This window comes from Bradyrhizobium sp. ORS 278 (assembly GCF_000026145.1).
Classification (GTDB): domain Bacteria; phylum Pseudomonadota; class Alphaproteobacteria; order Rhizobiales; family Xanthobacteraceae; genus Bradyrhizobium.
The window spans coordinates 5,013,526-5,038,440 of sequence record NC_009445.1 but is presented as its reverse complement, the minus strand read 5'-3'; the positions used below and the strand labels follow the sequence as shown (position 1 = coordinate 5,038,440).

Annotated in this window: 20 protein-coding genes; 14 read left to right on the top strand and 6 right to left on the bottom strand. The window is 64.7% G+C overall.

What is annotated here, in order from left to right; all coding sequences use genetic code 11:
* The first annotated feature begins 214 nt into the window (after positions 1 to 214).
* From BRADO_RS22505 to asnB, 11 genes are all read left to right on the top strand, one after another.
* On the top strand, positions 215 to 1,252 hold the full coding sequence (locus tag BRADO_RS22505; protein WP_011927657.1) for an NAD(P)-dependent oxidoreductase: 1,038 nt from the start codon (positions 215 to 217) through the stop codon (positions 1,250 to 1,252).
* Between the two features lie 70 nt (positions 1,253 to 1,322).
* Entirely contained in the window at positions 1,323 to 2,585 is a 1,263-nt protein-coding gene (locus BRADO_RS22500) for a class I SAM-dependent methyltransferase (RefSeq protein WP_011927656.1), read from the top strand.
* Between the two features lie 86 nt (positions 2,586 to 2,671).
* Positions 2,672 to 3,214, top strand: coding sequence for a dTDP-4-dehydrorhamnose 3,5-epimerase family protein (locus BRADO_RS22495; RefSeq protein ID WP_011927655.1), 543 nt, complete (start codon positions 2,672 to 2,674; stop codon positions 3,212 to 3,214).
* Positions 3,215 to 3,266: 52 nt separating this feature from the next.
* Positions 3,267 to 4,592 carry a DUF4910 domain-containing protein gene (locus tag BRADO_RS22490; RefSeq protein WP_011927654.1) on the top strand — a complete coding sequence of 442 codons (1,326 nt, stop codon included), beginning with the start codon at positions 3,267 to 3,269 and terminating at the stop codon, positions 4,590 to 4,592.
* Positions 4,593 to 4,620: 28 nt separating this feature from the next.
* Positions 4,621 to 5,778 (top strand): glycosyltransferase, encoded by a 1,158-nt coding sequence (locus tag BRADO_RS22485; RefSeq protein ID WP_011927653.1) that lies wholly within the window; start codon positions 4,621 to 4,623, stop codon positions 5,776 to 5,778.
* 179 nt (positions 5,779 to 5,957) lie between these two features.
* On the top strand, positions 5,958 to 7,457 hold the full coding sequence (locus BRADO_RS22480) for a lipopolysaccharide biosynthesis protein (protein WP_011927652.1): 1,500 nt from the start codon (positions 5,958 to 5,960) through the stop codon (positions 7,455 to 7,457).
* A 110-nt stretch (positions 7,458 to 7,567) separates the two neighbouring features.
* The gene (locus BRADO_RS22475; protein WP_011927651.1) at positions 7,568 to 8,896 is read left to right on the top strand and encodes a glycosyltransferase family 4 protein; all 1,329 of its coding nucleotides are present in this window, start codon (positions 7,568 to 7,570) and stop codon (positions 8,894 to 8,896) included.
* Positions 8,893 to 9,933 carry a Gfo/Idh/MocA family protein gene (locus BRADO_RS22470; protein WP_011927650.1) on the top strand — a complete coding sequence of 347 codons (1,041 nt, stop codon included), beginning with the start codon at positions 8,893 to 8,895 and terminating at the stop codon, positions 9,931 to 9,933. Before BRADO_RS22475 ends, BRADO_RS22470 begins: the two co-directional genes overlap by 4 nt.
* Complete coding sequence (locus BRADO_RS22465; RefSeq protein WP_011927649.1) at positions 9,930 to 10,958, top strand: NAD(P)-dependent oxidoreductase; 1,029 nt, start codon at positions 9,930 to 9,932, stop codon at positions 10,956 to 10,958. Before BRADO_RS22470 ends, BRADO_RS22465 begins: the two co-directional genes overlap by 4 nt.
* A gap of 8 nt (positions 10,959 to 10,966) precedes the next feature.
* Entirely contained in the window at positions 10,967 to 11,623 is a 657-nt protein-coding gene (locus tag BRADO_RS22460; RefSeq protein WP_011927648.1) for a hypothetical protein, read from the top strand.
* A 28-nt stretch (positions 11,624 to 11,651) separates the two neighbouring features.
* Complete coding sequence (gene asnB / locus BRADO_RS22455; protein WP_011927647.1) at positions 11,652 to 13,592, top strand: asparagine synthase (glutamine-hydrolyzing); 1,941 nt, start codon at positions 11,652 to 11,654, stop codon at positions 13,590 to 13,592.
* A gap of 21 nt (positions 13,593 to 13,613) precedes the next feature.
* Here asnB and BRADO_RS22450 read toward each other — a convergent pair whose 3' ends face one another.
* From BRADO_RS22450 to BRADO_RS22430, 5 genes are all read right to left on the bottom strand, one after another.
* A complete protein-coding gene (locus BRADO_RS22450; RefSeq protein WP_244422871.1) occupies positions 13,614 to 14,393 on the bottom strand; it encodes an alpha/beta fold hydrolase in 780 nt (259 codons plus the stop codon).
* Positions 14,394 to 14,404: 11 nt separating this feature from the next.
* Positions 14,405 to 15,604: an NAD(P)-binding domain-containing protein gene (locus BRADO_RS22445; RefSeq protein ID WP_011927645.1), complete on the bottom strand. Its 1,200-nt coding sequence runs from the start codon at positions 15,602 to 15,604 to the stop codon at positions 14,405 to 14,407.
* Positions 15,601 to 16,941: an ATP-grasp domain-containing protein gene (locus BRADO_RS22440; RefSeq protein WP_244422870.1), complete on the bottom strand. Its 1,341-nt coding sequence runs from the start codon at positions 16,939 to 16,941 to the stop codon at positions 15,601 to 15,603. Before BRADO_RS22440 ends, BRADO_RS22445 begins: the two co-directional genes overlap by 4 nt.
* Positions 16,942 to 17,079: 138 nt before the next feature.
* Complete coding sequence (locus tag BRADO_RS22435; RefSeq protein ID WP_011927643.1) at positions 17,080 to 18,336, bottom strand: acyltransferase; 1,257 nt, start codon at positions 18,334 to 18,336, stop codon at positions 17,080 to 17,082.
* Positions 18,337 to 18,418: 82 nt separating this feature from the next.
* On the bottom strand, positions 18,419 to 19,369 hold the full coding sequence (locus BRADO_RS22430; protein ID WP_011927642.1) for a glycosyltransferase: 951 nt from the start codon (positions 19,367 to 19,369) through the stop codon (positions 18,419 to 18,421).
* Positions 19,370 to 19,670: 301 nt separating this feature from the next.
* Between BRADO_RS22430 and BRADO_RS22425 the strand changes: the two genes are divergently transcribed.
* Positions 19,671 to 21,512 carry a glycosyl hydrolase family 28-related protein gene (locus BRADO_RS22425; RefSeq protein ID WP_244422869.1) on the top strand — a complete coding sequence of 614 codons (1,842 nt, stop codon included), beginning with the start codon at positions 19,671 to 19,673 and terminating at the stop codon, positions 21,510 to 21,512.
* A gap of 32 nt (positions 21,513 to 21,544) precedes the next feature.
* Here BRADO_RS22425 and BRADO_RS22420 read toward each other — a convergent pair whose 3' ends face one another.
* Positions 21,545 to 22,933 carry an O-antigen ligase gene (locus BRADO_RS22420; RefSeq protein WP_011927640.1) on the bottom strand — a complete coding sequence of 463 codons (1,389 nt, stop codon included), beginning with the start codon at positions 22,931 to 22,933 and terminating at the stop codon, positions 21,545 to 21,547.
* 215 nt (positions 22,934 to 23,148) lie between these two features.
* Here BRADO_RS22420 and BRADO_RS22415 point away from each other — a divergent pair, with 215 nt between their 5' ends.
* Positions 23,149 to 24,426 carry a WecB/TagA/CpsF family glycosyltransferase gene (locus tag BRADO_RS22415; protein WP_244422868.1) on the top strand — a complete coding sequence of 426 codons (1,278 nt, stop codon included), beginning with the start codon at positions 23,149 to 23,151 and terminating at the stop codon, positions 24,424 to 24,426.
* 214 nt (positions 24,427 to 24,640) lie between these two features.
* Entirely contained in the window at positions 24,641 to 24,901 is a 261-nt protein-coding gene (locus tag BRADO_RS22410) for a hypothetical protein (protein WP_011927638.1), read from the top strand.
* Positions 24,902 to 24,915 lie beyond the last annotated feature (14 nt).

Below are 24,915 nucleotides of genomic sequence, written 5' to 3'. Positions count from 1 at the left end.
AGCGGCGGTGGCAGGGTGTTGCAAGCCGCCCCGGCATGAACCGCCGATTCAGAGAAAGCGTGTACTTGGCTGGGTTTATCGGGAGCTTCAGCCCGGCTGTTCGTGCGCCCGGCCGCAAGCGGGCGGATTTGCTGGACGTTGCCCGATTATAATTTATAATGCTGCCGGATCATTTAAATCGTGCTTTTGGTTCGCGGCGTAAGGGGTGACGATTTTGAAGGTGCTCATCACTGGAAACATGGGCTATGTCGGACCGGTGGTCGCCAAGCATCTGCGGGCGCAGCATCCGGACGCAACGCTGCACGGCTTCGACAACGCCTATTTCGCGCACTGCCTGACCGGCGCGCCGGTGCTGCCGGAGCGTTACCTCGACGAGCAGTTCCACGGCGACGTCCGCGACATGTCGCTCGATCTGCGCGGATACGATGCCGTCATCCAGCTCGCGGCGATCTCGAACGATCCGATGGGCAACCGCTTCCAGGATGTGACGCTCGACATCAACCAGCGGACGACGGTGTCGCTCGCCCGCGCGGCGGCGGCGGCAGGCGTCAAGAACTTCGTCTTCGCCTCCAGCTGCAGCGTCTACGGCATCGCCGACGGGCCGCCGCGCAAGGAGAGCGACCCGCTCAATCCGATCACCGCCTACGCGAAGTCGAAGATTGGATCGGAGCAGGAGCTCGCCCGGATCGAGACCGACATGGCCATCACCTGCCTGCGCTTCGCCACGGCCTGCGGCATGTCGGACCGGCTCAGACTTGACCTCGTGCTCAATGATTTCGTCGCCTGCGCGCTTTCGCGCCGGCAGATCAGCGTGCTCTCCGATGGCACGCCGTGGCGTCCGCTGATCGACGTCGCCGACATGGCGCGGGCGATCGATTGGGCAATCGACCGGCCGGCCGCCAATGGCGGCCGCTTCCTGACCGTGAATGCCGGGTCCGACGATCGCAACTACCAGGTCAAGGATCTCGCCAACGCCGTGGCCGCGCGCGTACCGGGAACGGCGGTGTCCATCAATACCTCGGCCCCGGTCGACAGCCGCTCCTACAAGGTGGATTTCGGCCTGTATCGCTCGCTTGCGCCGCATCATCAGCCGCAGGTGACCTTGCAGCAGTCGATCACCAATCTGGTCGAAGGTCTCAAACGGATGAACTTCAAGGACGCCGAGTTCCGCTCATCCGATCTGATCCGTCTCAAGGTGTTGCAGGATCATATGGAGACGGCCCGGATCAACGACCGGCTGCAATGGACCTGACCGCGTCCGGCCGAGACCGACGAGGCGTGCCGGACAGGATCTGGCGAGACAGGATAGTGACGGAGTAACCATGGAACTGAGCCTTCCCACCGCCGTCGGCGTTGCCCCCAAATGCCGCCATTGCGGCGATGACCTGACGCTCAAGCTGATCGATCTCGGCGCCTCGCCCGTCGCCAACGACTATGTCGATCCGGCGAACTACATGCGGGCCGAGCCGTTCTATCCGCTGGAGACGTTCGTCTGCCGCGAGTGCCGTCTGGCGCAGACGCGGGACCTGCTGGCGGCCTCCGAGATCTTCCGCGCGGATTATGCCTATTTCTCCTCGCACTCGACCTCCTGGCTCGAGCACGCCCGCTCTTATGTCGAGGCCATGGCAGCGCGCTTCAAGCTGGGACCGGCCTCGCGCCACGTCGAGATCGCCTCGAATGACGGCTACCTGCTGCAGTACTCGCTTCAGAAGGGGATTTCCTGTCTGGGCGTCGAGCCTTGCGAGAGCGTCGCGCTCGCCGCGCGCGCCAAGGGCATCGAGACCCGGGTCGAGTTCTTTGGCCGCAACTACGCGACCGTGCTCCGCGAGGAGGGCTGGTCGGCCGATCTGGTGACGGCGAACAACGTCCTCGCCCACGTTCCGGACATCAACGACTTCGTCGGCGGCGTGAAGATTCTGCTGGCGCCGGAGGGCGTCGCCACCTTCGAGGTCCAGCATCTGCTGACGCTGATGCAGCGGCATCAGTTCGACACCATCTATCACGAGCACTTCTCGTATCTGTCGCTGATCGCCGGCTCGCGCATCTTCGCTCGCGCGGGTCTGCGCGTGTTCGATGTCGAGCTGCCGGAAACCCATGGCGGCTCGATCAGGTTCTTCGTCTGCCACGAGGGCGCATCGCACGCCGAAACGCCGAACGTGGCCGACGTCCTGACGCGCGAGCGAGCCTATGGTCTGCACGAGGATGCCATCTACCTGGCGTGGAACGAGCAGGTCAAAGAGACCAAGCGGGCGCTGCTCGAGCTGCTCACCAAGCTGAAACGCGACAACAAGAAGATCGTCGCCTATGGTGCGCCGGCCAAGGGCGTCACGCTGCTCAACTATTGCGGCATTCGAACCGATTTTCTCGACTTCACCGTCGATCGCGCTCCCTCCAAGCAGGGGCGCTACATGCCCGGCGTTCGCATTCCGATCCTGCCGCCGGAGGCGATCTTCGAAGCCAGGCCGGATTACGTGCTGATCCTGCCGTGGAACATCAAGAACGAGATCAAGGCGCAGATGGCCGATATCTGCAGCTGGGGCGGACGGTTCATCGTGCCGGTGCCGAAGGCGACCATCGAGGAGTGATCGACGAGATCCGTGGGGCCCGCCCTGCATCAGCGGGCGGCTCTCGGATACCGCCGCGTTGGCATCTCGGAGCGAAAGAAATTGCGATGAAGTTTGTCCAGCTGGGACGATCGGATGCGCGGCTGATCGAGCTCACGGTGCGCGGCGATGAGCGCGGCAGCTTCACGCGGACTTGGTGTGCGAAGACCTTTGCCGCCGAGGAGATCGACTTCCAGCCCGTTCAGGGCAACAGCTCGGTGACGCGCCATCGCGGCACCGTGCGTGGCATGCATTTTCAGCGCGCGCCGAAGGCCGATGCCAAGATCGTCCGGTGCACCGCGGGCCTGATCCATGACGTCATCGTCGATGTCAGGCCGACATCAGCGACGCGCGGCGAGGTCTATGCCTGCGAGCTTGGGCCATCGACGGGCCGGATGCTCTACATTCCCGCCGGATTTGCCCACGGCTTCCAGACCCTGACGGATGATGTGACCGTCGAGTACCTGATGGGCATCGACTATGTCGAGGAGCTTTCCGACGGCTTCCGGCACAACGATCCCCTGATCAGCATCAAATGGCCGGGGCCGGTGACGGTGTTGTCCGCGAAAGATGCTGCGTGGCCGTTGCTCGCCGAGCGGCCCTTGTGGTGAGCGCGCCGAAGGACCGAAATCGGGTCAGGCCGTCCTTGAAGAGGTGTGCGTCATGCTGGACATGGTGAAATCGCCCGCCGCGGAGCGAACGCCGGCCATCGATCTGCATGCTCTCGTGGCAGAGCTGTTTCCGATCAACCGCAGCCTGACCGGTGCGGGCGTCCGCCGGACGCTCGAGATCGTCGGCCGGCACGTCGACTTGACGATCCATGAGGTCCCGACGGGGACGCCGGTGCTCGACTGGCACGTGCCCGCCGAATGGAACATTCGCGGCGCGACCATCTCGACCTTGTCGGGCCAGCGGCTGGTCGATTTCGCCGACAACAATCTCCACGTGATGGGGTACAGCAAGCCGGTTCAAGGCGTGCTGAGCCGCGCCGAACTCGCAAGGCACGTTCATACGCTGCCGGATCAGCCGGATCTGATTCCGTATCGAACCGGCTACTACGCGGATGATTGGGGCTTCTGTCTTCCGGACCGTCTCTGGCGGGAGATGACGGACGATCGCTATCAGGTCGAGATCGACAGCGCGATCACGCAAGGGTCCTTGACCTATGGTGAGTACTTCATCCCCGGGGAGACTGCGAACGAGGTCCTCATCACCTGTCACGTCTGCCATCCGAGCCTCGCCAATGACAATCTGTCCGGCGTCTCCATCATGACGGCGCTGGCGATGCGCCAGATGCGGCGGACGAGCCGGCTGGGTTATCGCTTCCTGTTTCTTCCCGCGACGATCGGTGCCTTGGCCTGGCTCGATCGCAACGAAAGCCGGCTTGATCGGGTTGAGCACGGACTTGTCCTCACTTGCCTCGGTGATGCCAGCGGCTTCCACTACAAGGGGAGCCGCAAGGGGGGGCCGATCGACCGGGCCGTCGCCCATGTCCTGAAGCACTCAGGCCATCGGCATGAGATCCTGCCGTTCAGTCCGTATGGCTACGATGAGCGGCAGTTCTGCTCGCCCGGCTTCGACCTGCCGGTGGGGTGCCTGATGCGCGGGGTCCATGGCACATTCCCGGAATACCACACCTCCGCGGACAATCTCGATTTCGTCAAGCCGAAACACCTCGACGAGTCCTACGCGGTGATCGAGGAAGTCCTCGATCTGCTCGACCGCGACCGGATCTACGAGCGCGTCGATGGCCGCGGTGAACCGCAGCTCGGCCGCCGCGGCCTCTATAGGGCGATCGCAGGTCAACGTGAGGCGGGCGGGGCCACGCAGATGGATCTCTTGTGGGTGCTCAACCTGGCAGACGGCAAGCACAGCCTGCTGGACATGGCGATCCGCGCCGATGTGCCGTTCGCGCGGATCGAGGCGGCCGCACGGCTGGCCCTGGATGCCAGCCTGATCAGGCCGACGGAGCAGCGCGCGTCATGTTGATCACGGCACCGCGATGGAGCAGGGCACGATGAGTTCGCAGCCGGACATTCCCCGCATCTTGGTGTTCTCGCTCCGGAACATCTTCGGCAAGGCCTTGAATCGCGGCCCGCATGCCGAATTCGAGGACATCATCTGCGAGGTCGATTCCGCCGAGCTGCTGGCGCCCCGGCTCGATCCGACCAGCCGGCGGGCGAGCTTCGCGACACGGCTCGGCTATCACGCTCCCATCCTGCTGAATCCTGGTCTGCCGCGGATCCCCGCTCGGCAGCCATATGACGTGGTGTTCGCGATCTGCGGCTTTCCGCAGGATCTCATCATGTTCGACGCGATCGAAGATATCCGGGCGTCCTCCAAACTGTCCGTGTGTCTTCTCGACGAGCTCTGGTTGAAAGATATCGCCAAGCACCGGCATTTCCTGAAGGTGATGGCCAAGTTCGACCTCGTGATGCCTTTTCAGATCGGCACGGTGAAGCCGCTCGGCGACGCGATCGGAAAGGCCTGCGCGCATCTGCCGCTCGCCATCGACGCGCTGAAGTTCTGTCCGTATCCCGATCCTCCCGAGAGGGTGATCGACGTCTACAGCATGGGCCGCAGGCCGCTGGCCGTGCACCGCACGTTGTGCGCGATGGCGCGCGACAAGAGCTTCTTCTATCTGCACGACACGATCGGCGGCAGCCAGGCGATCGATCTCGTCGAGCACCGCGCGCAGGTCGCAAATCTCGCGAAGCGGAGCAGGTATTTTCTCGTCAATCCCGGCAAGTTCGACGAGCCGGGCGAAACGGGGCGTCAGGTGGAGTTCGGGTATCGCTATCTCGAGGGCGCCGCCGCGGGGGCGATCATGCTGGGAGAGCGTCCCCGGAACGAGCTGTTTCCGAAAATGTTCGACTGGCCCGACGCCGTGATCGACGTGCCTCACACCTCGAGCGACATCGATCGCGTCATCAAGGAGTTGGACCGCGAACCGGAGCGGCAGGATGCGATGCGGCGGAGCGGCATCGTCCAGACCCTGTTGCGTCATGACTGGGTCTATCGGTGGGAGACCATCCTCGAGGCTGCCGGTTTGCCGCCGATGCCCGGCCTGTCCGCCCGCAAGGACCGCCTCAGGGTGCTCGCCGATGGGGTTTCTGCCCAGGGATCGATGCCACTGGCCAAATTAAATCGAGAGCGGATATTGTCGGCGCAGTGAGATTTAATTCCTTCTCTCCGCCACAAAGCGGCGTCATCGCTGCTGTGCTGCCTTGAAATCGGACCGGCAGGCGTTTTCACGATGCTCTATTTTGACGGATGGATTTCATGCGCCTGATCACTGGCTCGCCACGTGACGTTCGAATGTCGACCGCGGCGGCCGCGAGCGGTTGAAGCCCGATGTCGCAAACCGTCGCCGCCTATTTCGAAGAACATCGGGAATCGAAGGATCTCGGACGCCGGGCGTTGCGTGGCGGGATCATCTCGATCGTCATTCAATACGGTAATGCCGCGCTCCAGATCGTCGCGGCCATCGTTCTCGCCCGGCTGCTCGCGCCGGAGGATTTTGGCCTCGTCGCCATCGTCACCGTGCTGACGAGCTTTGCGCCGCTGCTGATCGACTTCGGACTGCTCGATGCGACCGCGCAGCGGAGCAGGGTGACGCCGGCCCAGGTCAGCGCGCTGTTCTGGGTCAGCACGGCGCTGGGCGTCGCTGTGGCGATGATCGTCGCCGCGTCGAGCCCGCTGATCGCGTGGATCTATGGCGATCACCGGCTGCAGCCGATCGCGCTGAGCGTCGCCATCACCTTCGTGCTGTCGGGTCTGACCAACCAGCATATGGCGCTGCTTCGGCGGACCATGCAGTTCGGCCGCATCGGCCAGATCCAGCTGTTCGGGACGTTGGCGGGAACGATCGCCGCGATCGCTGCCGCCGTCGCCGGCTATGGCTACTGGGCCCTGGTGCTGCGGCCGGTGATCAGCTCGATCTGCCTCGTGGTCGCGGCGTGGTCGGCATGCGCCTGGCGTCCCGGCGCTCCCGTCTTCGACGACGAAGTGAAATCGATGGTGCGGTTCGGCCTCCACGTCGTCGGCTTCACGGTCGCGTACACGCTGTCGCGGGCGGTCGACCGTATCGCGCTCGGGCTGTTCTACCGTCCCGATCAGGTCGGCTACTACCAGAATGCGATGAACCTCTACGATAATTCGATGTCGACGGCGCTCAGCCAGACTCACGCGGTGGGAAGCTCGGCGCTCAGCAAGCTGCAGTCCAACCCGTCCGCGCTGCGCGAGAAATACGCGGCGGCCTTGTCGATCCTCGCCTTCTTTCTGATGCCAGCCGCGGCCATTCTCTCCGTGACCGCCGAGGATCTCACCGTGGTGCTGCTCGGACAGAAGTGGCAGGCCGCCGGCGCGCTGCTTAGCATCATGGCGCTGCGCGGCATCTCGCATGTCGTCGAAGGCTCGCAAGGCTGGTTGCATCTGTCGCTCGGCAGGGCCGACCGATGGCAGACATGGGGGATCGTGTCGCTGGTGGCGCAGGTTGCGGCCGTGTGCGCCGGCCTTCCGTTCGGCCCGGTCGGCGTCGCCTGGGCTGTCGTCATCGGCTATTCGCTGCTCGCCCTGCCGTCGGTGATCTTTGCGGGGCGGCCGATCGACATCGGGGTCGGGCTCGTCGCCCGGGCCGCGGGGCCACAGACGATCGGCGCGATCGTCACGGCCGCGGCCGGATGGTGGCTGCAGGCTGCCTTGCTCGAAAGCTATCCTCCGATCGTTCGGATGATCCTCTCCGGCTGCTTCTGCGGCTGCGTCTATCTCGCTGTCGTCGTCGGCGTGTTCCGGCATGTCGAGCCGCTCCGCGTCGCAGGTACGATCATCCAGGATGTCATCCGGAAACGGTGAGCTGTGACCGGACGGCGCTTATGACCGGCGCCAGCGCGGCGCAAGATTGATGTCGCCATCCATTAAATGCTGTATATAATATTGACGTGATTTAAATATATTAAATGAGCATGGCCCACGACACCTCAGCCCCGGACGTCATGGACCCTGCGCCGACAGCGCAGGGTCGCACTGCGCGCGCGAGCGCCGGTGCCGCGAACGTCCGGCGTCTCAGCATCCTCAATGTTTCGCACATGCCGGCAAGCCCGCCGCGCTCCGGCGCGCAGGCGCGGATGCATGGACTGATGACGCAGCTCGCGCGTCGCCACGATGTCACCGCGGTGACGCTGGTGGACGATGCGTTCGATCTCGAAGAATGCCGGCAGGCGATGCAGGCCTATTGCCGCGACGTCGTTCTGGTGCGTAACGCCTCTGGCCGCGATGGTCTGGCGAAACGTCTTCTGCAGCTACGCTCGCTGGTCTCGCTGCAGAGTTTCGACCGGTTGCGCGTGGCGCTGCCGGAGTTGCAGAGCGTGCTCGACCGGCTGCTGACCACGACGCGGTTCGATATCGTCAATCTCGAATTTCCCTATCTTGGTCACTGCCTGTTTCGTAAAGCTCCAGCCGGCGAGAAGCCGCCGCGCCTGGTCGTGGACTCGCACGAGATCGCCTACGATCTGGCGCGTCAGTTCGCCGACACGGGCGCCAGTCTCGGCCGCCGTCTCTATGCCGGCGTGAACTGGCGGAAGCTGCGGCGCGAGGAGCTCGCTGCCTATACCGAGGCCGATGGTGTCTATCTCTGCAGCGAGGCCGACGAGATCCGGCTCCATGGCGACCTTTCGAACGTCCGCACGGCAGTAATTCCCAACGCGGCGGACACGGATTACTATCAGCCGCGCAGCTCGGACCCGGCGCCGGATGGACGCACGGTGGTGTATTTCGGGCTGCTCTCGACCGTTCCGAACATCGATGCCGTCACGCATTTCGTTCAGGACATCTGGCCTGCGATCGCGGCGCGGCATCCGGATGCGCGCTGCAAGATCATCGGTGGCCGGCCGCCGCCGTCGCTGCAGGCTCTGGCGGGACCCCGCATCGAGCTCACCGGCTTCGTGCCCGACCTCCGGCCGCATCTGGCGGCAGCCGCGGCCGTCGTCGTGCCGCTGCGCCTGGGCGGCGGGACGCGGCTCAAGATCGTGGAGGCGATGGCGATGGGCAAAGCCATCGTCTCGACCAGCCTCGGCGCGGAGGGCATCGAGGCCGTTCCTGATCGCGACATTCTCATCGCCAATGATCCGGCTGATTTTACCGACGCTGTGAGCCGCCTGCTGGGCGCGCCCGATCTGGCGGCCCGCATCGGCAGCGCCGCACGGCAGGTCGCCGTCGACAAATACGCCTGGAGCGCCGCCGCGCAGGCGCTGGAGAGCTTCTATTTCAGGATCCTGGAGACCAGCTCGTCATGAAGGCCGCGCTCATCGGAGCCGGGCAGATCGCCCGACAGCATCTGACCTGCCTCAGCACGCTCCCAGGCGTGCAACTCGCCGCGATCTGCGATCTGTCGCCGGCGACCGCGGAAGCCGCTGCCGAGCGCCACGCGATCCCGTCCTGGTTCACCGATCACCGCGAGATGCTGCGAACCGTGCAGCCTGATGTCGTGCATGTCACGACGCCGCCGACCTCGCATTTCCGTCTCGCGATGGATGCGCTCGAGGCCGGCGCGCATGTGATCGTGGAGAAGCCGGCGACCTCGACCTTCGAGGAGCTGCAGACCCTGACACTGCGAGCAAAGCAGACAGGACGTTACGTCGTCGAGGATTACAACTACGTCTTCAATCATGCGCCGCAGGAGATCCTGCGCAAGATCGAGACCGGTGAGTTCGGCGCCGTTACGCATGTCGACATTCTGATCTGCCTGGACATCCTCGGTCCCGACGGCTTTGCCGACCCGAACGCGCCGCATCCGGCGCTCAAGCTCGCCGGCGGCGCGATCGCCGACTTCCTGCCGCATCTCGCCTCGTTGTCGCATGCTTTCGTCGGCCCGCACCGGACTGCGCAGACGGTGTGGAGCAAGCGCAAGCCGTCGCCGCTGCCGTTCGACGAGTTTCGCAGCGTCATCGAGGCCGAGCGCGGCACCGCGACGCTCGGCTTCAGCGCCAGCGCCCAGCCCGACGCGTTCTGGCTGCGCGTCTATGGCGAGCGGATGCAGGCCACCGCCAATCTGTTCGAGACGCGGCTCACCTTCGACGGACCGCGCAATGTGCCGAAGCCGCTGCGCCCGTTCTTCAGCGGATTGGACGAAGGCCGCGACATCCGGCGAGCCGCGCTGTCGACGCTGTTGCGCAAGTTCAAGGGGCCGGGCGCCTATGAGGGGCTTTGGGCGTGCCTGTCGCGCACCTATCAGGCGCTGGCGGCGAGGGCGACCTTGCCGATCACGGTCGAGGACGTGCTGTCGGTCAACCGGATGGTCGAAGCGATGAAGCCGAGGGAACAGGTCGCATGAAGGCTCTCGTCACTGGCGCCAATGGCTTTCTCGGCCGGCACGTGGTGAATGCGCTGCTGGCGCGCGGCATCGAGGTTCGCGCGATGGTGCGTCCGGCCACGCGGGTCGAGCCATTGGGCTGGCCTGCATCCGTGGATGTGGTCAGGGCCGATCTGCGGACCTCGCAAGATCTCGCAGGCGCCTTCGCCGATGTCGACGTGCTGATCCATCTGGCCGCCGTCGTTGCCGGCGGCGAGGACGCGCAATTCGCCGGCACCGTCGGTGGCACCGAGCGGCTGCTCGAGGCGATGACGGCGAGCGCCTGCCGCCGCCTGGTGCTGTGCAGCAGCTTCTCGGTCTACGACTATACGGCGACATCGGAAGTTCTCGATGAGACATCGCCGCTGCAGCAGACGCCCGATGTCTACACCCGCGGCGGCTACACCGTCGCCAAATGGTGGCAGGAGCGGGTGACGCGACGCTATGTCGAACAGCACGGCTGGGATCTCACCGTCCTTCGCCCGGGCTTCATCTGGGGGCGGGGACATGGCTATCTCGCCGCGCTCGGTCAGCAGATCGGGCGGCATCATGTGGTGATCGGGCCGTTGACGCGGATTCCGATGACCCATGTCGAGAACTGTGCCGATGTCTTTGCGCTCGCGGCGGCCGATCCACGGGCGCGAGGCCAGACGTTGAACATCGTCGATGGTCCTGGCGAACGGGTCTGGACCTATTTGTCCGACTACATGCGCGGCACCGGTGAGCGCGGCTTGCGGCTGCCCGTTCCACATTGGCTGGCCAGCGCCGCGGTGCGGCTGGCCTTTGTCACGGTCTTCCGGCGAGCGACCAAGGTGCCGGCAATCCTGACGCCGAAGAAGTTCGATGCGATGCTCAAGCCGCTGCACTTCGACAATCGCAGGCTCAGGGAGACGCTCGGCTGGACGCCGCCGCTCGACTACAAGCAGTGCCTAGCGCGCACCTACGGCCCGGAGCCGGCTGCGATCGAGGCGGCTGCCTGGCCGTCGGGAAAGGCGGCGTCGATTTGAGGTCGGCGATGACCCTGCGGCGGCCACGACGATGGAGCGCGGCGGTGGTCGCGATGATCCTGGGAGCCGTGCTCGTCGCCGTGGTGCCCGCGACGGCGAAGCCGATCCTGCGCGCCGCGGGACGCGCGCTGGTGCTCAGCGAGCAGGCCGGGCCTGCGGATGTCATCGTCATCACCAACGATTCCGGCGGCGCCGGCGCGCTGCAGGCGGCAGATCTGGTGCAGCAGGGGATTGCGACGCGTGTCGCGGTGTTCACCGATCCGCCGAGCGGGGAGGATCTCGAATTCATCCGGCGCGGGCTTCCCTATGAGGATGCGGCGGCGCGCCAGATCCGCCAGCTGTACTCGCTCGGCATCACCGACGTCATGAAGATTCCGCGCGAGCAGGATGGCTCCGGCGGCGAAGGCCGAAGTCTCGCGGTGTGGTCGGACCAGCATGCGATCGGCTCGATCGTGCTCGTTGCGGCCAGCGATCACTCGCGGCGTCTCCGGCGCGTGCTCGACCGCGACATGAGGGGACATTCGGCGCGCGTGACGGTTCAGGCCGAGCGCTATTCTGGCTTTGACCCGGAGTGCTGGTGGCAGACGCGCCACGGCGCGCGCGTCGGCATCATCGAGCTCGAGAAGCTCGCTCTCGACTTCGTTCTGCATCCTTTGTCGTTCTGATCTCGCGTGTTGCAAACGGATTGGTTTGATGTGCGGTATTGCTGGAATCATCGGACGGCTGGACGACGATAACCGCGCAGCGCTGCAGCGCATGAACGGTGCCATGCTCCATCGCGGTCCGGATGCCGGCGGCACGTGGGCCTCGGAGCCGGACGAGCGCGGCTGGGGGGCGTTGCTGGGACATCGCCGGCTGGCGATCCTGGACCTGTCGCCGGCCGGCGTGCAACCGATGACGGATCCGGTGACCGGGCACGTCATCGTCTTCAACGGCGAGATCTACAATTTCGCTGATCTGCGCGAGCGCCTCGTCGCCGGCGGACAGCGGTTCACATCGACCGGTGACACCGCCGTGATGTTGCGCGCCCTCGGCCTGCATGGGCCGGAGGCCGTGGCCTGGCTGCGCGGCATGTTTGCCTTTGCCTGCTGGGATCCGGGCCAGCGCCAGTTGCTGCTGGCGCGCGACCCGCTCGGCATCAAGCCGCTCTATGTGGCTCGCGCTGTGAACCACGACGCCGGCTGGTCGGTGGCCTTCGCATCGGAACTGCGCGCGCTGCTGGCGTCAGGGCTTCTCGGCACGCCAAGGCTCGACCCCGAGGCGGTCGCGAGCGGCGTTTGGAACGGCTTCGTGGTTGGTCCCGGCACGGCGGTGAAGGGCGTCGAACTGCTTCCGCCCGGTCATCTGACGGCTTTCGACGGCGTCGGCAACACCGTGCGCGACGAGGATTTCTGGACCATCCCTCCGCTCGCGCCAGAGCAGGGGATGGACGAGGAGCAACTCACGGACATCCTTGAGGAGACGCTGCGACTGCATCTCGCCAGCGACGTGCCGCTGGCCGTCTTTCTCTCCGGCGGCATCGATTCCTCCGTCATGGCCAATCTGGCCCAGCGCGCAGCCCCAAATCCGATCCATACCTTCACGCTGGCCTTCGAGGAGCAGGAGCTCAACGAAGGGCCGATCGCGCGGCGCATCGCCACGGCGCTCGGCACCGAGCATCACGAGGTGGTGCTGACCGAGCAGCACTTCGTCGACAATCTCGACGCCGCGCTCGACAGCCTGGATCAGCCGACCTTCGACGGTCTGAACGCCTACTACATGTCTCACGCCATCCGCAGCGCCGGGTTCACGGTGGCCTTGTCGGGCACGGGGGGCGACGAACTGTTCGGCGGCTATACGTCATTCCGCGACCTGCCGGTCTTGCAGCAATGGTCGCAGCGCACATCTTGGATGCCGGGCGGCCTGAAGGTCGCGGCCGCAACCCTGGCCTCACGGATGCTGTCGCCGTCCGGCGGGGCCGTTGCCGCGCAGACGCGCTGGGCCAAGCTGCCGGACATGGTCCGGCGCGGCGATGATCTGCTGGCGCTCTATCAGATGGCCTATGCGCTGTTCCTCCCGGGCTTCCAGCGCGAGCTGCTCGCGCCCGACGTCGCCGCGACGGTGAGCGATGGCCTGCCGGCGGCGATGAAGGCGAAGATCACCGCTGAGACGCGCTCTCGCACGCCGCTGTCGGCGATCAGCGTCATGGAGCAGCGCCTGTTCCTCGGCGAGCGGCTGCTTCGCGACAATGACGTGGCCAGCATGGCTGCCTCGCTGGAGCAGCGCGTGCCGCTGGTCGATCAGGTGCTGCTCGAAGCGGTCGACCGGCTGCCCGATCAGTCGCGCTACGAGCCGTTGCGCAGCAAGGCGATGTTGAGGCGCATCGGCCTCCGTGGGCTCGATCTCTCGATGTTCGACCGGCCGAAGAGCGGCTTCGTGCTGCCGATGGATCGCTGGATCCGACGCGGCCTGCAGGATGCGATGGACCAGACCCTGCGCGACCCGCAGGCCACGGCGCCCGTCGGTCTCGACCCCGCAGCGGTGGAACGCCTCTGGCGCGCATTCCTCGACGGTGCGCCGGGACTGTATTGGTCGCGCGTGTGGTCGATCTATGTGTTCGTCCGGTGGTGCCATCGGCACCGCGTGTTCCGCTGACCGGCGGCTCTGCCGTCGTGCTCAGCGCCAATCCGGCGTGGCGCTCAGGAAGGCCTGGCGCAGCGAGCCCACATTTTCCGGGTCGAACAGCGTGTGATGCTTTCCAGGTATTTCGCGGACATTCAAGCACGGGCAGCGACGTCGCCATGCCGCATCGGATGCATCGTGGAGCGGTGTCCGCAGCAGCACGGCAGGCGCGTCCAGGGCGACCGGATCGCGATCGATCGACGCCAGCGCCGGCGCGAGGAGCCGGAGCAGAAGCCGCATGCTCAGCTCCTGCTCGAAGATCGGGTCGAGCGTGGCCATGACAGACACGGTCCTGGATGCGCGTCTGGCCGTTCCCGGCAGTCCATCGCCGAGCGCGCGCGCAAGACCGCGCCAGAGCCTCGAGCGCAAGAAGCGCCAGAGGTCGATGAGGCGGCGCTCGCGCATCTGCTCCAGGGCCTGTTCCAGAGCGCGCTTCCGCCACCCCGCAGAGGGACCGGACGATTGGATCATCATCGAATCGATCGCGCACACGCCCGAGATCTCGCGACCCTGCGCCCGCAGCCTTAGCGCAGCGGCATAGGCGAGATGCCCGCCGAGCGAAACTCCAACCAGACGAACAGGCCCCGTCGGGATCGTACGCACGATATCGGCGCAAAGATCATCAATCAGTGCGTCGGCTGAATAGGCTTCGGTGATGTAGCGCCGCCAGCCCGGATACGCGATGAGCTTCACTTGGGTCGGATCATCTGGTCCGATGCGAAAGACATCGAGGTCCGGCGCGTCGCCGCCGGCGCCAGGCAGAAAGGCGATCACGTGATCCCGCGTCATGCCGCCTGCGACGCTCTCGGCGCCAGTCGGGCTGACAACACTTGCGCGCTGTACTCTGCGCCGACGACGAAGCGGAACAACGGGCCAAAGCTCATGGCCGAGGCCGGCCCGATGAAGTGGAGGCCCGGGACCGATGATTCGAACACCGCGTTCAGCCGCGGCGATTTCTCCAGGCGAGCGATGGCTTCGCGCATGTCAGGGTCCAGGAAGGCGTATCGCTCCACATCGATGTCGTAGCCTGTGCCGGCGACGACGTGATCGACGTGGATCTGCTGCTCCTGTCCATCAAGCCCGCGAACGGTGAGCGCTGCGCGCCCGCCGGCTTCGCGCGCGTTGACCACGGTCGTGCCGAGATGGATCGGAAGCTTGTCCTCGACGCGGCTGCGAAGCCACCAAGCCCCTTCGGCTGGCAGATGCGTCTGCGTGAAGCGCGTCCGCCACGTGTCCGGCAGACTGTGCATGGCGCCGGGAAAATTGGTGAGCGTCCACGCCTTGGGACCCGTGCCGAGCCCCGCGATCGGCGAGCGCAGGCGTCGCCACAGGCTACGCTCGCGCGAGACACGCGTCTGCCAGTGGACCGCATCCTCGCGAACGAACAATTGTGGCCGCGCGCCGGCCTCCAGCAGCAGCGCAGCCGCTTCAAGCGCCGATTGGCCGGCTCCGACCACCGCAACGTCCCGCCCCGCGAACGTGGCGAAGTTGCGGATCTCCGAGGTGTGGACGATCAGCGGCGCGGGCAGCGCGCGCAGATGCGGGGGGATGTGGGCAAAGCCCGACAGGCCGGTTGCGACGACGACGCTTTCGGCGAAGCAATCGCTGCCGTCCGCGAGGTTGATGACGAAGCGACGGCCCTGCCGGTCGACGCGCGCGACATCGACATCCTCCGCCCAGGGAACAACGTTCTGCTGGAACCATCGGCCATAGGCTGCGAAATTCTGCATCGAACATGGCTCGAAGGTTTCGAGCCCGCGCGGCCGGTTGTGATCGGCGAAGGTGTAGCCCGGCGTCGGTGACGAGAGGTTGGTGCCGAAGCAGTAGGATTTCAGGTAGCGCTCGCCGCCGGCCTCGGCAATCCGCTCCCAGAACTGCATCGGGCGGCCGAAGATGCGGTGCTCGACGTGGCGTGCTGCCAAGTGCGCGGACAGGGAAAGCCCGTACGGGCCGGCTCCGATGATGGCAACCGACACCTCGCTCATGAGTGCTGCTCCTCGAGCTTGCGGCTCGTCTTTGTCGTGGTCATTCCGTTCGCCGCTTTTGCACGCAAGAAGCGGGGGAGGGATCTGAGGCCGAGATAAAGTTCTGAAAACGCGTGAACGATGCCAGGAACCCGGTCGTCGCGATCGGCGGCGAAATCGACGGCGTGGCCTGCGTGTTGTTTCAACCAACGCCGCCATTTCGCAAGCTCCTCCCTCGAAATCCGCGCCGTGAGGGTTTGGGCCAACAGGATGGCTCGCAGCGTGAAGCGATCGCGAAACACCGCTTGCTGATCGTCGAGCGTTTGAGCCCTTGCGACTTCGCGGCGCAGTGCTTCGGTATCTCCGATCGCGTCGAGACAGACGAACAGCGGCAGCGGCATGCCGCGACGGATGTCCATGCCGACTTGGCTGAACATGCGCGGATTGAAATCGATGATGGCCCAGCGGCCATCGAAGCTGACGAACTCCGCCTCGAACAATCCGAAATAGTCCAGCTCCCGGCAGAGATCGCGAACGCGCGCGGGCAGATTCTCCGGCGAGGGCTGCGCCTCGAAGCAGACGCCGACGCCGATCGGCTGCGAACGCTGCAGCACCTTCTTGGCGGCGCGCGTCACGAACAGCTCGCCGGAGCGGTCGATGAAGCCGGTGATCGACAGAACGCCTTCGGCCCCGATGCGCACGAACTTCTGCAGGAGAGGCCGCTTTGCGTCGGGTAGTAACGGCGTATCGACGGTCCTCGGCTGCTCCCGATCGAGGAATCGGCGATATTGCAGTATTAGGTCCTGGGGTGTGTCGACGACGACACCTTTGTCGTTGCGGACCCTGTGCACGTGGGTTCGCGGCTTGATCAGGACAGGGAATGGCAGGGTCGGTGCCAGCTCCGCGAGCTCATCGAGGCTCGTCGGGTCCCAGCTCGGCAGGACCGTCAGCCCCACGCCGGCGGCCGATTCGGAGAACAGTTTCTTGTCGAGGATGCGCCGCAGGCTCGAAATCGGCGGATGATAGAGGCGGAAATGACGCTGCAGCCGTGGCGCGTTCTCCGCGTAGATCCAGGCGGTTTCGTCGGAAGTCGGCAGCAAGATGCGGCCGGGGCTGGATTGGCCGATCGCGAGCAATCGCTCGAGAAAGCGCTCGCTGTCGCTCTCTGGCGGCGCGGAGAATCTTCGCTTCGTATAGCGGGACCACGCCGCGGCTCCCAGGCGGTCGCTCGACACCACGTCGACGTCGAAGCCCTGCGCGCCGAGATTGCGCACTGCTGCGATGGTGCCTCCGGCGGACGCCGTTGCCAGAATGACGGATGGTCCCTTGATCATCGCGTCACCGTCGTTGAGCCGCACGGGATTGAGCATGGCGGAATGTCCCATCTGAAAATTTGATGTCGACGTCGACCAGCGCCAGCGCGAGGCCAAAGCCTTCGCGAACTCTGTTCGAGCCGTTCTGATTGCATCCATGATGCATGGGGCCCGGCCTCCAGCTCATGGACGAGCCAGGCGCTGAGCACGCCGGTCCTCTGCCAGGGCGTCGTTCTGGACCGCGTCTCCGGCGTGGGAAACGCCGGGGGGGACCGATCCCGGCCTGAACTTGTGCCGGAGCTGCTTGAAATAGGGTTCGACGAAGCGCTCGATCGCCGCGGCATAGATGACCGAGACCAGCAGGGTCAGCGGAAACAGCAAATACGGCTTGGCTGCAATCACCGGGAAGTTCTTGTCGATCGCCCTGATCACCACATTGTGGATCAGATAGATCGCATAGGAATAGGTTCCGAGCCGCATCATCCAGCGCCGGTTGAGCTGGTTGAACGGCGCGGCGTTCGCAAAGCGGACCGCGAGATAGAACAGCGGCATCAACGCAAGGCCCTGGATGGTGTAGCGCGCCGTCTCGCGGAAGACGGGGTCACGGTAGAGCAGGGACAGCAGAAGCGCGCCTGCCGCGCCGAGACCAATCGTCCAATGGATCCATGATGGCGCGCGCGAGAGTGGTCGTTGTCGTGCCGGATTCGCCATCAGGGCCAGAATGCAGCCGTAGGCGATCGAGTCGATGCGCGTGTCCGACGCGTAATAAGTGCGGTCGGAAAAGAATCCCGGTGCGTGGACAAGGTGAATACGCCACGCGAGAACGCCGAGACAGACGATCCCGAGCAGCACGCCGATGCTGCGAGGCCGTAGCGCTGCTCCGAGCAGCAGGGTCATCAACAAGGGGTAGACGATGTAGAAATGTTCTTCGACAGCCAGCGACCAGAGAATGCCGGTGCCATCCGGTACAGTGTTGCCGGGGTCGAAGAACAGTCCGTAGTAGTTGGCGAAGTACAAGAGTTGCGCGGCCAGGCCCTTCATCGTGATTCCGCCGGCCAGCAGTCCAGCCGCGGTGAGTCCATAGGCGATCGCCAGGCTGATCAGCAGCGGCGGCATGAGCCGGAATACGCGACGTGCATAGAAGCTCGGGACATCGATCGTGCCTCTCCGCTGGTACTCGGACAGCATCAGGGTCGTGATCAGATAACCACTCAGGAAGAAGAAGATGGTGACGCCGAAGCCGCCGGGGATCAGCGTCTGCAGCCCCGAATGGCCGAGGACGACGATCAGCACCGAAAGCGCGCGGATGCCATCAAGCGAGGGAATGGCCGGAGAGAAGCCAGCCTGCGTTGCAGTCGCCGAAGGTGCGGCGCTAGGACCATTCGGCGTCGCGGGCGGAGCGAGACTGCGTGACCGGCTGAAAGGGAGAATTTTGGCCATGGTGCCCAATCGATGAGGTCGGAGAAAGACTTGCTTTGCAAAAGATCGCTTCAGGGATGTTCGAAAATCGGTTGTGGGATGATTACCTGCTGTCTGTGAGGGGATGGCTCGCCTGCCAAAGCTGAGCCCGCTCGGCATTGATGCGCGCCGTCGCAGCACGTTTTCCGAGGCGCAGGCAGGCGCGCTGATAGGCGCGGAGGAAGCGCCGGAACTCGACGTCGTCGTAGCGTGGCAGACCTTTCAGCCAGCTTCGAAAGTAGCCCCACAGCATCGCTGCGCTGCCGATCAGCGCGGGATAGGCTGGCAGATGATAGACTGCGACGGCCACATGATAGAGCGGCGAGGTGCCCATGAAATACTGGCCAAAGCCCTTGCGCAGGCGGCCCGTCCAGATGCCCTTGTGACTTGCACCCTGCGGCCGCAGGTGGACAAAGCGCAGCGCTTCGGCGTCCGTGCTCTCGGCGATCCAGCCGAGCATGCGGCAGCGGTGGCAATCGATGCCGTCCCACATGACCTCGCGGACGAAGCCGCCGATCTCCTTGAAGCAGGCGACACGGTAGAACTTGGTCATGCCGACCGACATCTCGTCGCCGCAGACCTCCGGCTCCAAGGCGCCTGTCTGCGGATGCACGAACCATGGCTTGCCTGAGGTGGTCCCGACGCGCGGATCTCCCTCCATGCGCTCCATCAGCAATTCGAAGTAGCGCGCGGGCAGGTCGAGATCCATATCGAGCTTGCAGACATAGTCGAAATCTTCCAGCCGCACGGTCTCGAGTCCGGCGTAAAAGGCCTCGATCACCCCGGGACCGACCTTGCGCCCGCCGCGATCGGCACGGCGCACGACGCGCAGATAGGGCAGCCGCCGCGCATATTCGTCGAGAATGGCGGGCGTCTCGTCGGTCGAGCCGTCGTCCACAACGATCCAAACCGCCGGCGGCACCGATTGGGCTGCGACGCTGTCCAGGGTCCGGCGGAGATATTGTGCCTCGTCCCGGCAGGGCGAGATCAACAGGTAGCGGCGCGATGGCGTCACGTCTCAAATCCCTTTGCGGAAGGCCGCGGTCCGGTCGCAAATGCTCCCGGCAAACCGCTGGCGGCATCGGCGTCTTTCAATAAATTAAATCCTGATTTAATATTATGACATGGTGCGTGTCAAAATCATGGTGCTTTTTAATCTGCCGGCGCCGATCGGCCGCCCGCGCCGGTACCGCGGACCGGCTCGTGCCAGAAGTCGCGCTGAATGGTCTTGTCTGCTGTTACTCCTCGTCCTGTTCGCGAGTGGCATGGCCGGGCGCGCTGCGGCAGCCGACAATACTTTGCTTCCAGCTGATCGCATGGTCGCCTGGACTCCCGGCCTAATGGCGGCAGGCGGTATTCCGAACCGTACGACGATCTATCGAACGCTGTCGCCGAGCGGCCGAGACGACACCGCCCCGATTCAGGCGGCGCTTCAGGCTGCACCAGCGGGGCAGGTGGTGCTGCTGGGGCCCGGCACGTTCATCCTCAGCGAGCCGCTGCTGATCAATCGCCCGGTCACGCTGCGCGGCTCGGGAGCGAACACGACCAGGTTGGTCAAGCCCAATGGCGCGCGTGCCCGAACTCCGACCGTCATTCCCGGCACCCGCGGGATCCTGACGCCCGTCGATCCCGCCTCCTACAGCTATGATCCGAAGCCCGTCGTTATCGTCGGACCGTCGCGCTGGAACAATGGTCCTGACAGCGCCGCCTCGCACCCGCTTCTGGCGGATGGTGCGCGCGGAGCGACGACAGTTACGCTGGCCAGCACCGCGAGCTTCAAGGCCGGTGATATCGTGCTGCTCGACGAGGCGTCGGGCGCGTCCTGGCAAGCAACGCCTGCGGGCTTTCCGGAAGCCGCGAAAGTATGGCAGGGCGATCGCGTCGCCTGGAACATGCACCATCCGGTTCAAGGGGGCGACGACAATGCACGTGCGGATGCCGGTGGACCGTACGACCAGACACCCGGCGAGTTGCCAAAATCAATGTCTTGGTTCGCGCGAACCGACCGTGCGACCAACGAGATCAAGGAGATCGCCGAGGTATCTCCGACCACGATCACGTTCACATCGCCGCTGACGATCAGCTATCGCGTCAGCCATCAGGCTCAGCTCACGCCTTACAGCACTGATCAGAACAGCGGTGGCCACGCCGCCAACAATCGCGACATCCATGTCGCCAAGGTCGGCGTCGAAAATCTGAGCATCGTGGGTGGCGCGGATGGCGCGCTGCGGTTCGAGGCCGCGGCTTATTCATGGGCCAGATCCATCGAGGTCACTCAATGGCTCGGCGAAGGCGTCGCGATCGACAATTCCTTCCGGGTCGAACTCCGCGACAGCTTCATTCATGCCGGCTCATGGCCGCAGCCCGGCGGAGCCGGCTACGCGATCAGTCTTGCCTCGGGCTCTTCCGAGGTCCTGATCGAAAACAACATCCTGGTCGATGTCTGCAAGAACATGGTGTTTCGTTCGGCCGGCGCCGGGACCGTCGTCGGCTATAATTATGCGGACGACTCGTTCGATTTCGACAATCCCGGCTGGGTCGAGGTCGGCATCAACGCGTCCCATATGGCCGGCTCACATCATGTCCTGTTCGAGGGCAACCTGTCGCACAATGCCGACAGCGACTACACGCATGGCAACGCGATCTACCTCACCTTCTTTCGCAATCATCTGACAGGGCAGCGCCAGCGTTTCGTTGATCGTTCGGGGATCCGGGCGGTCGGCCTCGCTTATGGATCATGGTGGGATTCGTTCGTCGGCAATGTGCTTGGCCGACCGGGGCGGATGAACGGCTGGACCTACGACGACCCTTCAATGCGATCCGGCACGGCGCGGTGGGGTCAGGGCGGTGTGGGCAATGTCTGGATGCTCGGCTACGACCCGGAGCGGTGGACGATGGCGGCGGACCCGAAGACGTTGGTGACGGTGATCCGCGGCGGCAATTTCGACTATCTCACCAACCAGGTGGTCTGGACTGATGGCTTGGCGGAGCAGGCCTTGCCGGCGTCGCTTTATTTGAGTAGCAAGCCCGGCTTCTTCGGCGCTCGTCCGTGGCCCTGGGTTGATCCTGCCGCCGAGACCAAGCTTCATGTCTTGCCAGCCAAGGAGAGGTTCGATGCCGGCACGCCGTTCGCGACGGCGCCCGGCTCAATGCAATGAACGGCTAGCGCTGCGACAACACGCGGTGCCGGTCAGAGGCGAACACCCAGGCGGGGACGCCACATCGCTCGTGTACCGATCGGGCGAACCGGTGGCTGCGCCGCCGGCTGGTGGATCTGCGTCGTCTGTTGTAACCGGCTCCAGTATCGCGCAGCCTCGACGGTCACGAGCACGAACACCACCCATGTGACGTCGAACGCGCGCAGCCACAGTGTTTCAAGGCCATTGTAGATCATGACGAACAAGGCCATCGAGAGAAGAACCCATGCGCGCTTGAAATCATAGGCCATCACGCGACCGATCACATGCACGGTCGCGGCGAGAAACACCAGGAGGAGGGCGAAGCCCACATAGCCCAGTTCCAAAATCGTGTCGTAGAAGCCGTTATGAGAGTTCGGCATGGCCTTCACCCAGCCGGGCGCCTCGGTCACGCTCGGGGCATCTGCCCCGACCAGCCAGAAGCTCTGATAGCCCCAGCCGAGCAGCGGCCGCTGTGCGATCTCCGACGTCGTAAAGGCCCATATGGTGGTGCGGCCCGTGAAGCTCGAGTCTCCTGTCAACAGATAGGCGATACGTTGGGTGCTGAAGCCTGCGAGCTCGCTCATGACGATGTAGGCCAGAGCCAGCGCGGCGAGAATGAGGACCGGTGAGAGCCGCAAGGTTCGAGCGAACAGCAGCACGATGATGGCAAGAGCGGGAGCCAGAAGGGCGAGCCCAAGCGCCGTCTTGGAGCTGGAGATGAAGATCAAGGTGACTGCCCCGATGGCGACCACGAGCCCCAACACGCGGCGGTGTCCGGCATAACACAGCTCGTGAAGTGCCAGCAGAAGTGCGCTCGCGGAGAACTCACCGAGCAGGTTCTTTCCCGAGAAATATCCCTGGTAGCCGATGTCGACCAGCTGAGCGCCGTATTGCGCGTAGCTCGCATAGCCGCCGGGGATCAAAAGCACGTTGAGGATGACGCCGGCTGCGAAACAGAAGAACATCCCGCGCAGGATGTCGACCGCCGGGTTCGACAACAAGGCGGGCAGCACGATCGCGGTGAGTACCATCGCTTCCTGCACGAAGCGGACGAAGGCGAATTCGGGTTTGAGCGCCCAGCCGATGCTGGCGCCGGCGAAACCGAAATAGGCGCAGAGACTGACGATGTTCGGCGGAACGGGGAGGCGTCCGCCGCGGGCGAGCCGCTGCGCGGCAATGATCATGGCAATGGCCGCCAGAGCCGGCCAGAAGATGCGGTTCTCGATTCGGCTTTCCAGCAGGCCCTGAAGCCCCGGCGATGGCGGGAAGCCGAAATAGATCAGCGGCTGGATCAGCGACGAATAGGCGAAGGCGACGACCGGAATCAGCGCACAGATGTCGAAGCTCGACGCGGCGACGCGGGGCCCTGCTGAAATGTGCGTCGTTGAAGGTCTGGCCATCTGCGCTCTGCCCGAATGTCATGGCTAAAGCCGTCACGCCGGCCGTGCCGTAATGTTTGATTATGACCCTGGGCGGCAATTAAATCAAATATCGCCCCAGTTGTCCGGATTGTTTCCGCCGAACGCGTCTCAAAACGACACTGGCGCCCACAATTAAAACACATTAAATAAATCAGATCATTTAAAATTAAATGATTGATTGAGGTCGTCCGCCTTTGGCGGAGAAGCTCGCCGGCAGGGTCCGGCGTCAGCGCCGCGCGGGGGCGCAGGCTCGAGGGAGGCGGTCGATGTTGACGACGCAGGGACTGCAGGAAACCGGGCGATCCTACTATCGCGTGAGCCGCTCCGGCGCGGGGCGTGACCTGCCCGAGGTGGACGGACTGATGCCGGATCCCGCGGTGGGCGATGACCTGTCCCGCGACGTCTATTGCGTCCTTGGAATCCCGATCGATGCCATCGGAATGCGCGGGGTTCTGCGCCGCATCCGCGACGCGGCCCGACGCCGAACGCGTTTCCTGATCTCGACCCCCAATCTGAACTTCCTGGTCACCAGCCAGTCGAACCGGAGCTTCAGGGAGTCCCTGATCCTGAGCGACCTCTGCACCGTCGACGGCATGCCGGTGGTGTGGATTGCGCGGCTGATCGGTATCCCGATCAAGACGCGGACGGCCGGGGCCGATATCTTCGATGCGCTCAAGTCGGATGCCGGTTCGGCGTCGTCTCTCAAGCTGTTTTTGTTCGGAGGTCCGGAAGGCGCGGCCGAACGCGCGGCGCGGACGCTGAACAGCCAATCCAGCGGGCTGCGGTGTGTGGGCTGGTCGAACCCCGGCTACTGTTCCGCCGAGGAGATGAGCGGCGATCACATCATCGAGGAGATCAACGCCAGCGGGGCCGATTTTCTGGTCGCATCCTTGAGCAGTCAGAAGGGCCAGTCCTGGCTCCAGCGCAACCACCAGCGGCTCGAGATTCCGGTCCGCGCCCATCTGGGCGCCGCCCTCAACTTCCAGGCCGGGACAGTGAGACGCGCGCCGGGATTCATGCGCAGCATGGGCCTCGAGTGGCTCTGGCGCATCAAGGAGGAGCCGTATCTCTGGCGGCGCTACTGGAACGACGGCACCGCCATGCTGCGCCTGCTGTGCACCCGCGTGCTCCCGTTCGTGGTGTCGACGTGGTGGATGCGGCGCACGCATGAGCGTGGCGAGGCGCTCACGATCACGCAGGACTATGGTTCGCGGCAGGTCACGCTCAGCCTCTCCGGGCCCGCCGATGCACGGCACGTGGATCGGGCCATTCCGGTGTTCCGGTCGGCGGTGGCGGTCCGCAAGCATGTGCGACTCGATTTTTCAAACGTCTGCGCCATCGATGCGCGCTTCCTCGGACTGCTGCTGATGCTGCGGAAGCAGCTGGACAGCCAGGGCTGCACCGCGACGTTCGCCGGCGTATCGCCTCAACTCGCCAGGATCTTTCATTTCGGCGGTCTGGAACTGCAATGACGACCTGAGACCATCCCGGTACGCGAGCTCCGGCCCAGGGGCTGGAGAGGCAGATGCGGCAGCCCACCCGTGGCGTGCCGCCGCTCGCCGATCACGGTTATTCCGCGATGCGGTGTTGCTTCCCTGCGCTTGTTCGAATCCGCCCGAACCGCTTAGCTGATCCCTAACCATTGGCCGCTAGCCTCTCGACCTGGCCGAGGAGGCATGAAAACTGATGTGGGTGATCGCGCTTCATTTCGGAGCCGGGACAATCGCGGGAGCGGTCTTCAATATTCGCACCCTGATTGCACTCGTCGCCGTCGTTGCCGTGGAATGCGCCGCGGCTGCGGTGGTCAGCGGCATGTCGGCTGCGCTGTCGGCCATCGGCGGCCTGGTCGCGGTCCAGCTCGGCTACGTCTCCGGCATCTATGTCCGCGGCATCCTCGAGCGGGCCGGCATCGCCCACCCCTCCATCCGGCCCGAGCACCAGCGCTGATCGGCGCCCCGGCC

Excerpts from the sequence above, each read along its gene's own strand:
- BRADO_RS22500 (WP_011927656.1), top strand. The coding sequence starts at position 1,323 with ATGGAACTGAGCCTTCCCACCGCCGTCGGCGTTGCCCCCAAATGCCGC.
- BRADO_RS22495 (WP_011927655.1), top strand. The coding sequence starts at position 2,672 with ATGAAGTTTGTCCAGCTGGGACGATCGGATGCGCGGCTGATCGAGCTC.
- BRADO_RS22490 (WP_011927654.1), top strand. The coding sequence starts at position 3,267 with ATGCTGGACATGGTGAAATCGCCCGCCGCGGAGCGAACGCCGGCCATC.
- BRADO_RS22485 (WP_011927653.1), top strand. The coding sequence starts at position 4,621 with ATGAGTTCGCAGCCGGACATTCCCCGCATCTTGGTGTTCTCGCTCCGG.
- BRADO_RS22480 (WP_011927652.1), top strand. The coding sequence starts at position 5,958 with ATGTCGCAAACCGTCGCCGCCTATTTCGAAGAACATCGGGAATCGAAG.
- BRADO_RS22475 (WP_011927651.1), top strand. The coding sequence starts at position 7,568 with ATGGCCCACGACACCTCAGCCCCGGACGTCATGGACCCTGCGCCGACA.
- BRADO_RS22470 (WP_011927650.1), top strand. The coding sequence starts at position 8,893 with ATGAAGGCCGCGCTCATCGGAGCCGGGCAGATCGCCCGACAGCATCTG.
- BRADO_RS22465 (WP_011927649.1), top strand. The coding sequence starts at position 9,930 with ATGAAGGCTCTCGTCACTGGCGCCAATGGCTTTCTCGGCCGGCACGTG.
- BRADO_RS22460 (WP_011927648.1), top strand. The coding sequence starts at position 10,967 with ATGACCCTGCGGCGGCCACGACGATGGAGCGCGGCGGTGGTCGCGATG.
- asnB (WP_011927647.1), top strand. The coding sequence starts at position 11,652 with ATGTGCGGTATTGCTGGAATCATCGGACGGCTGGACGACGATAACCGC.
- BRADO_RS22445 (WP_011927645.1), bottom strand. The coding sequence starts at position 15,604 with ATGAGCGAGGTGTCGGTTGCCATCATCGGAGCCGGCCCGTACGGGCTT.
- BRADO_RS22435 (WP_011927643.1), bottom strand. The coding sequence starts at position 18,336 with ATGGCCAAAATTCTCCCTTTCAGCCGGTCACGCAGTCTCGCTCCGCCC.
- BRADO_RS22425 (WP_244422869.1), top strand. The coding sequence starts at position 19,671 with ATGGTCGCCTGGACTCCCGGCCTAATGGCGGCAGGCGGTATTCCGAAC.
- BRADO_RS22420 (WP_011927640.1), bottom strand. The coding sequence starts at position 22,933 with ATGGCCAGACCTTCAACGACGCACATTTCAGCAGGGCCCCGCGTCGCC.
- BRADO_RS22410 (WP_011927638.1), top strand. The coding sequence starts at position 24,641 with ATGTGGGTGATCGCGCTTCATTTCGGAGCCGGGACAATCGCGGGAGCG.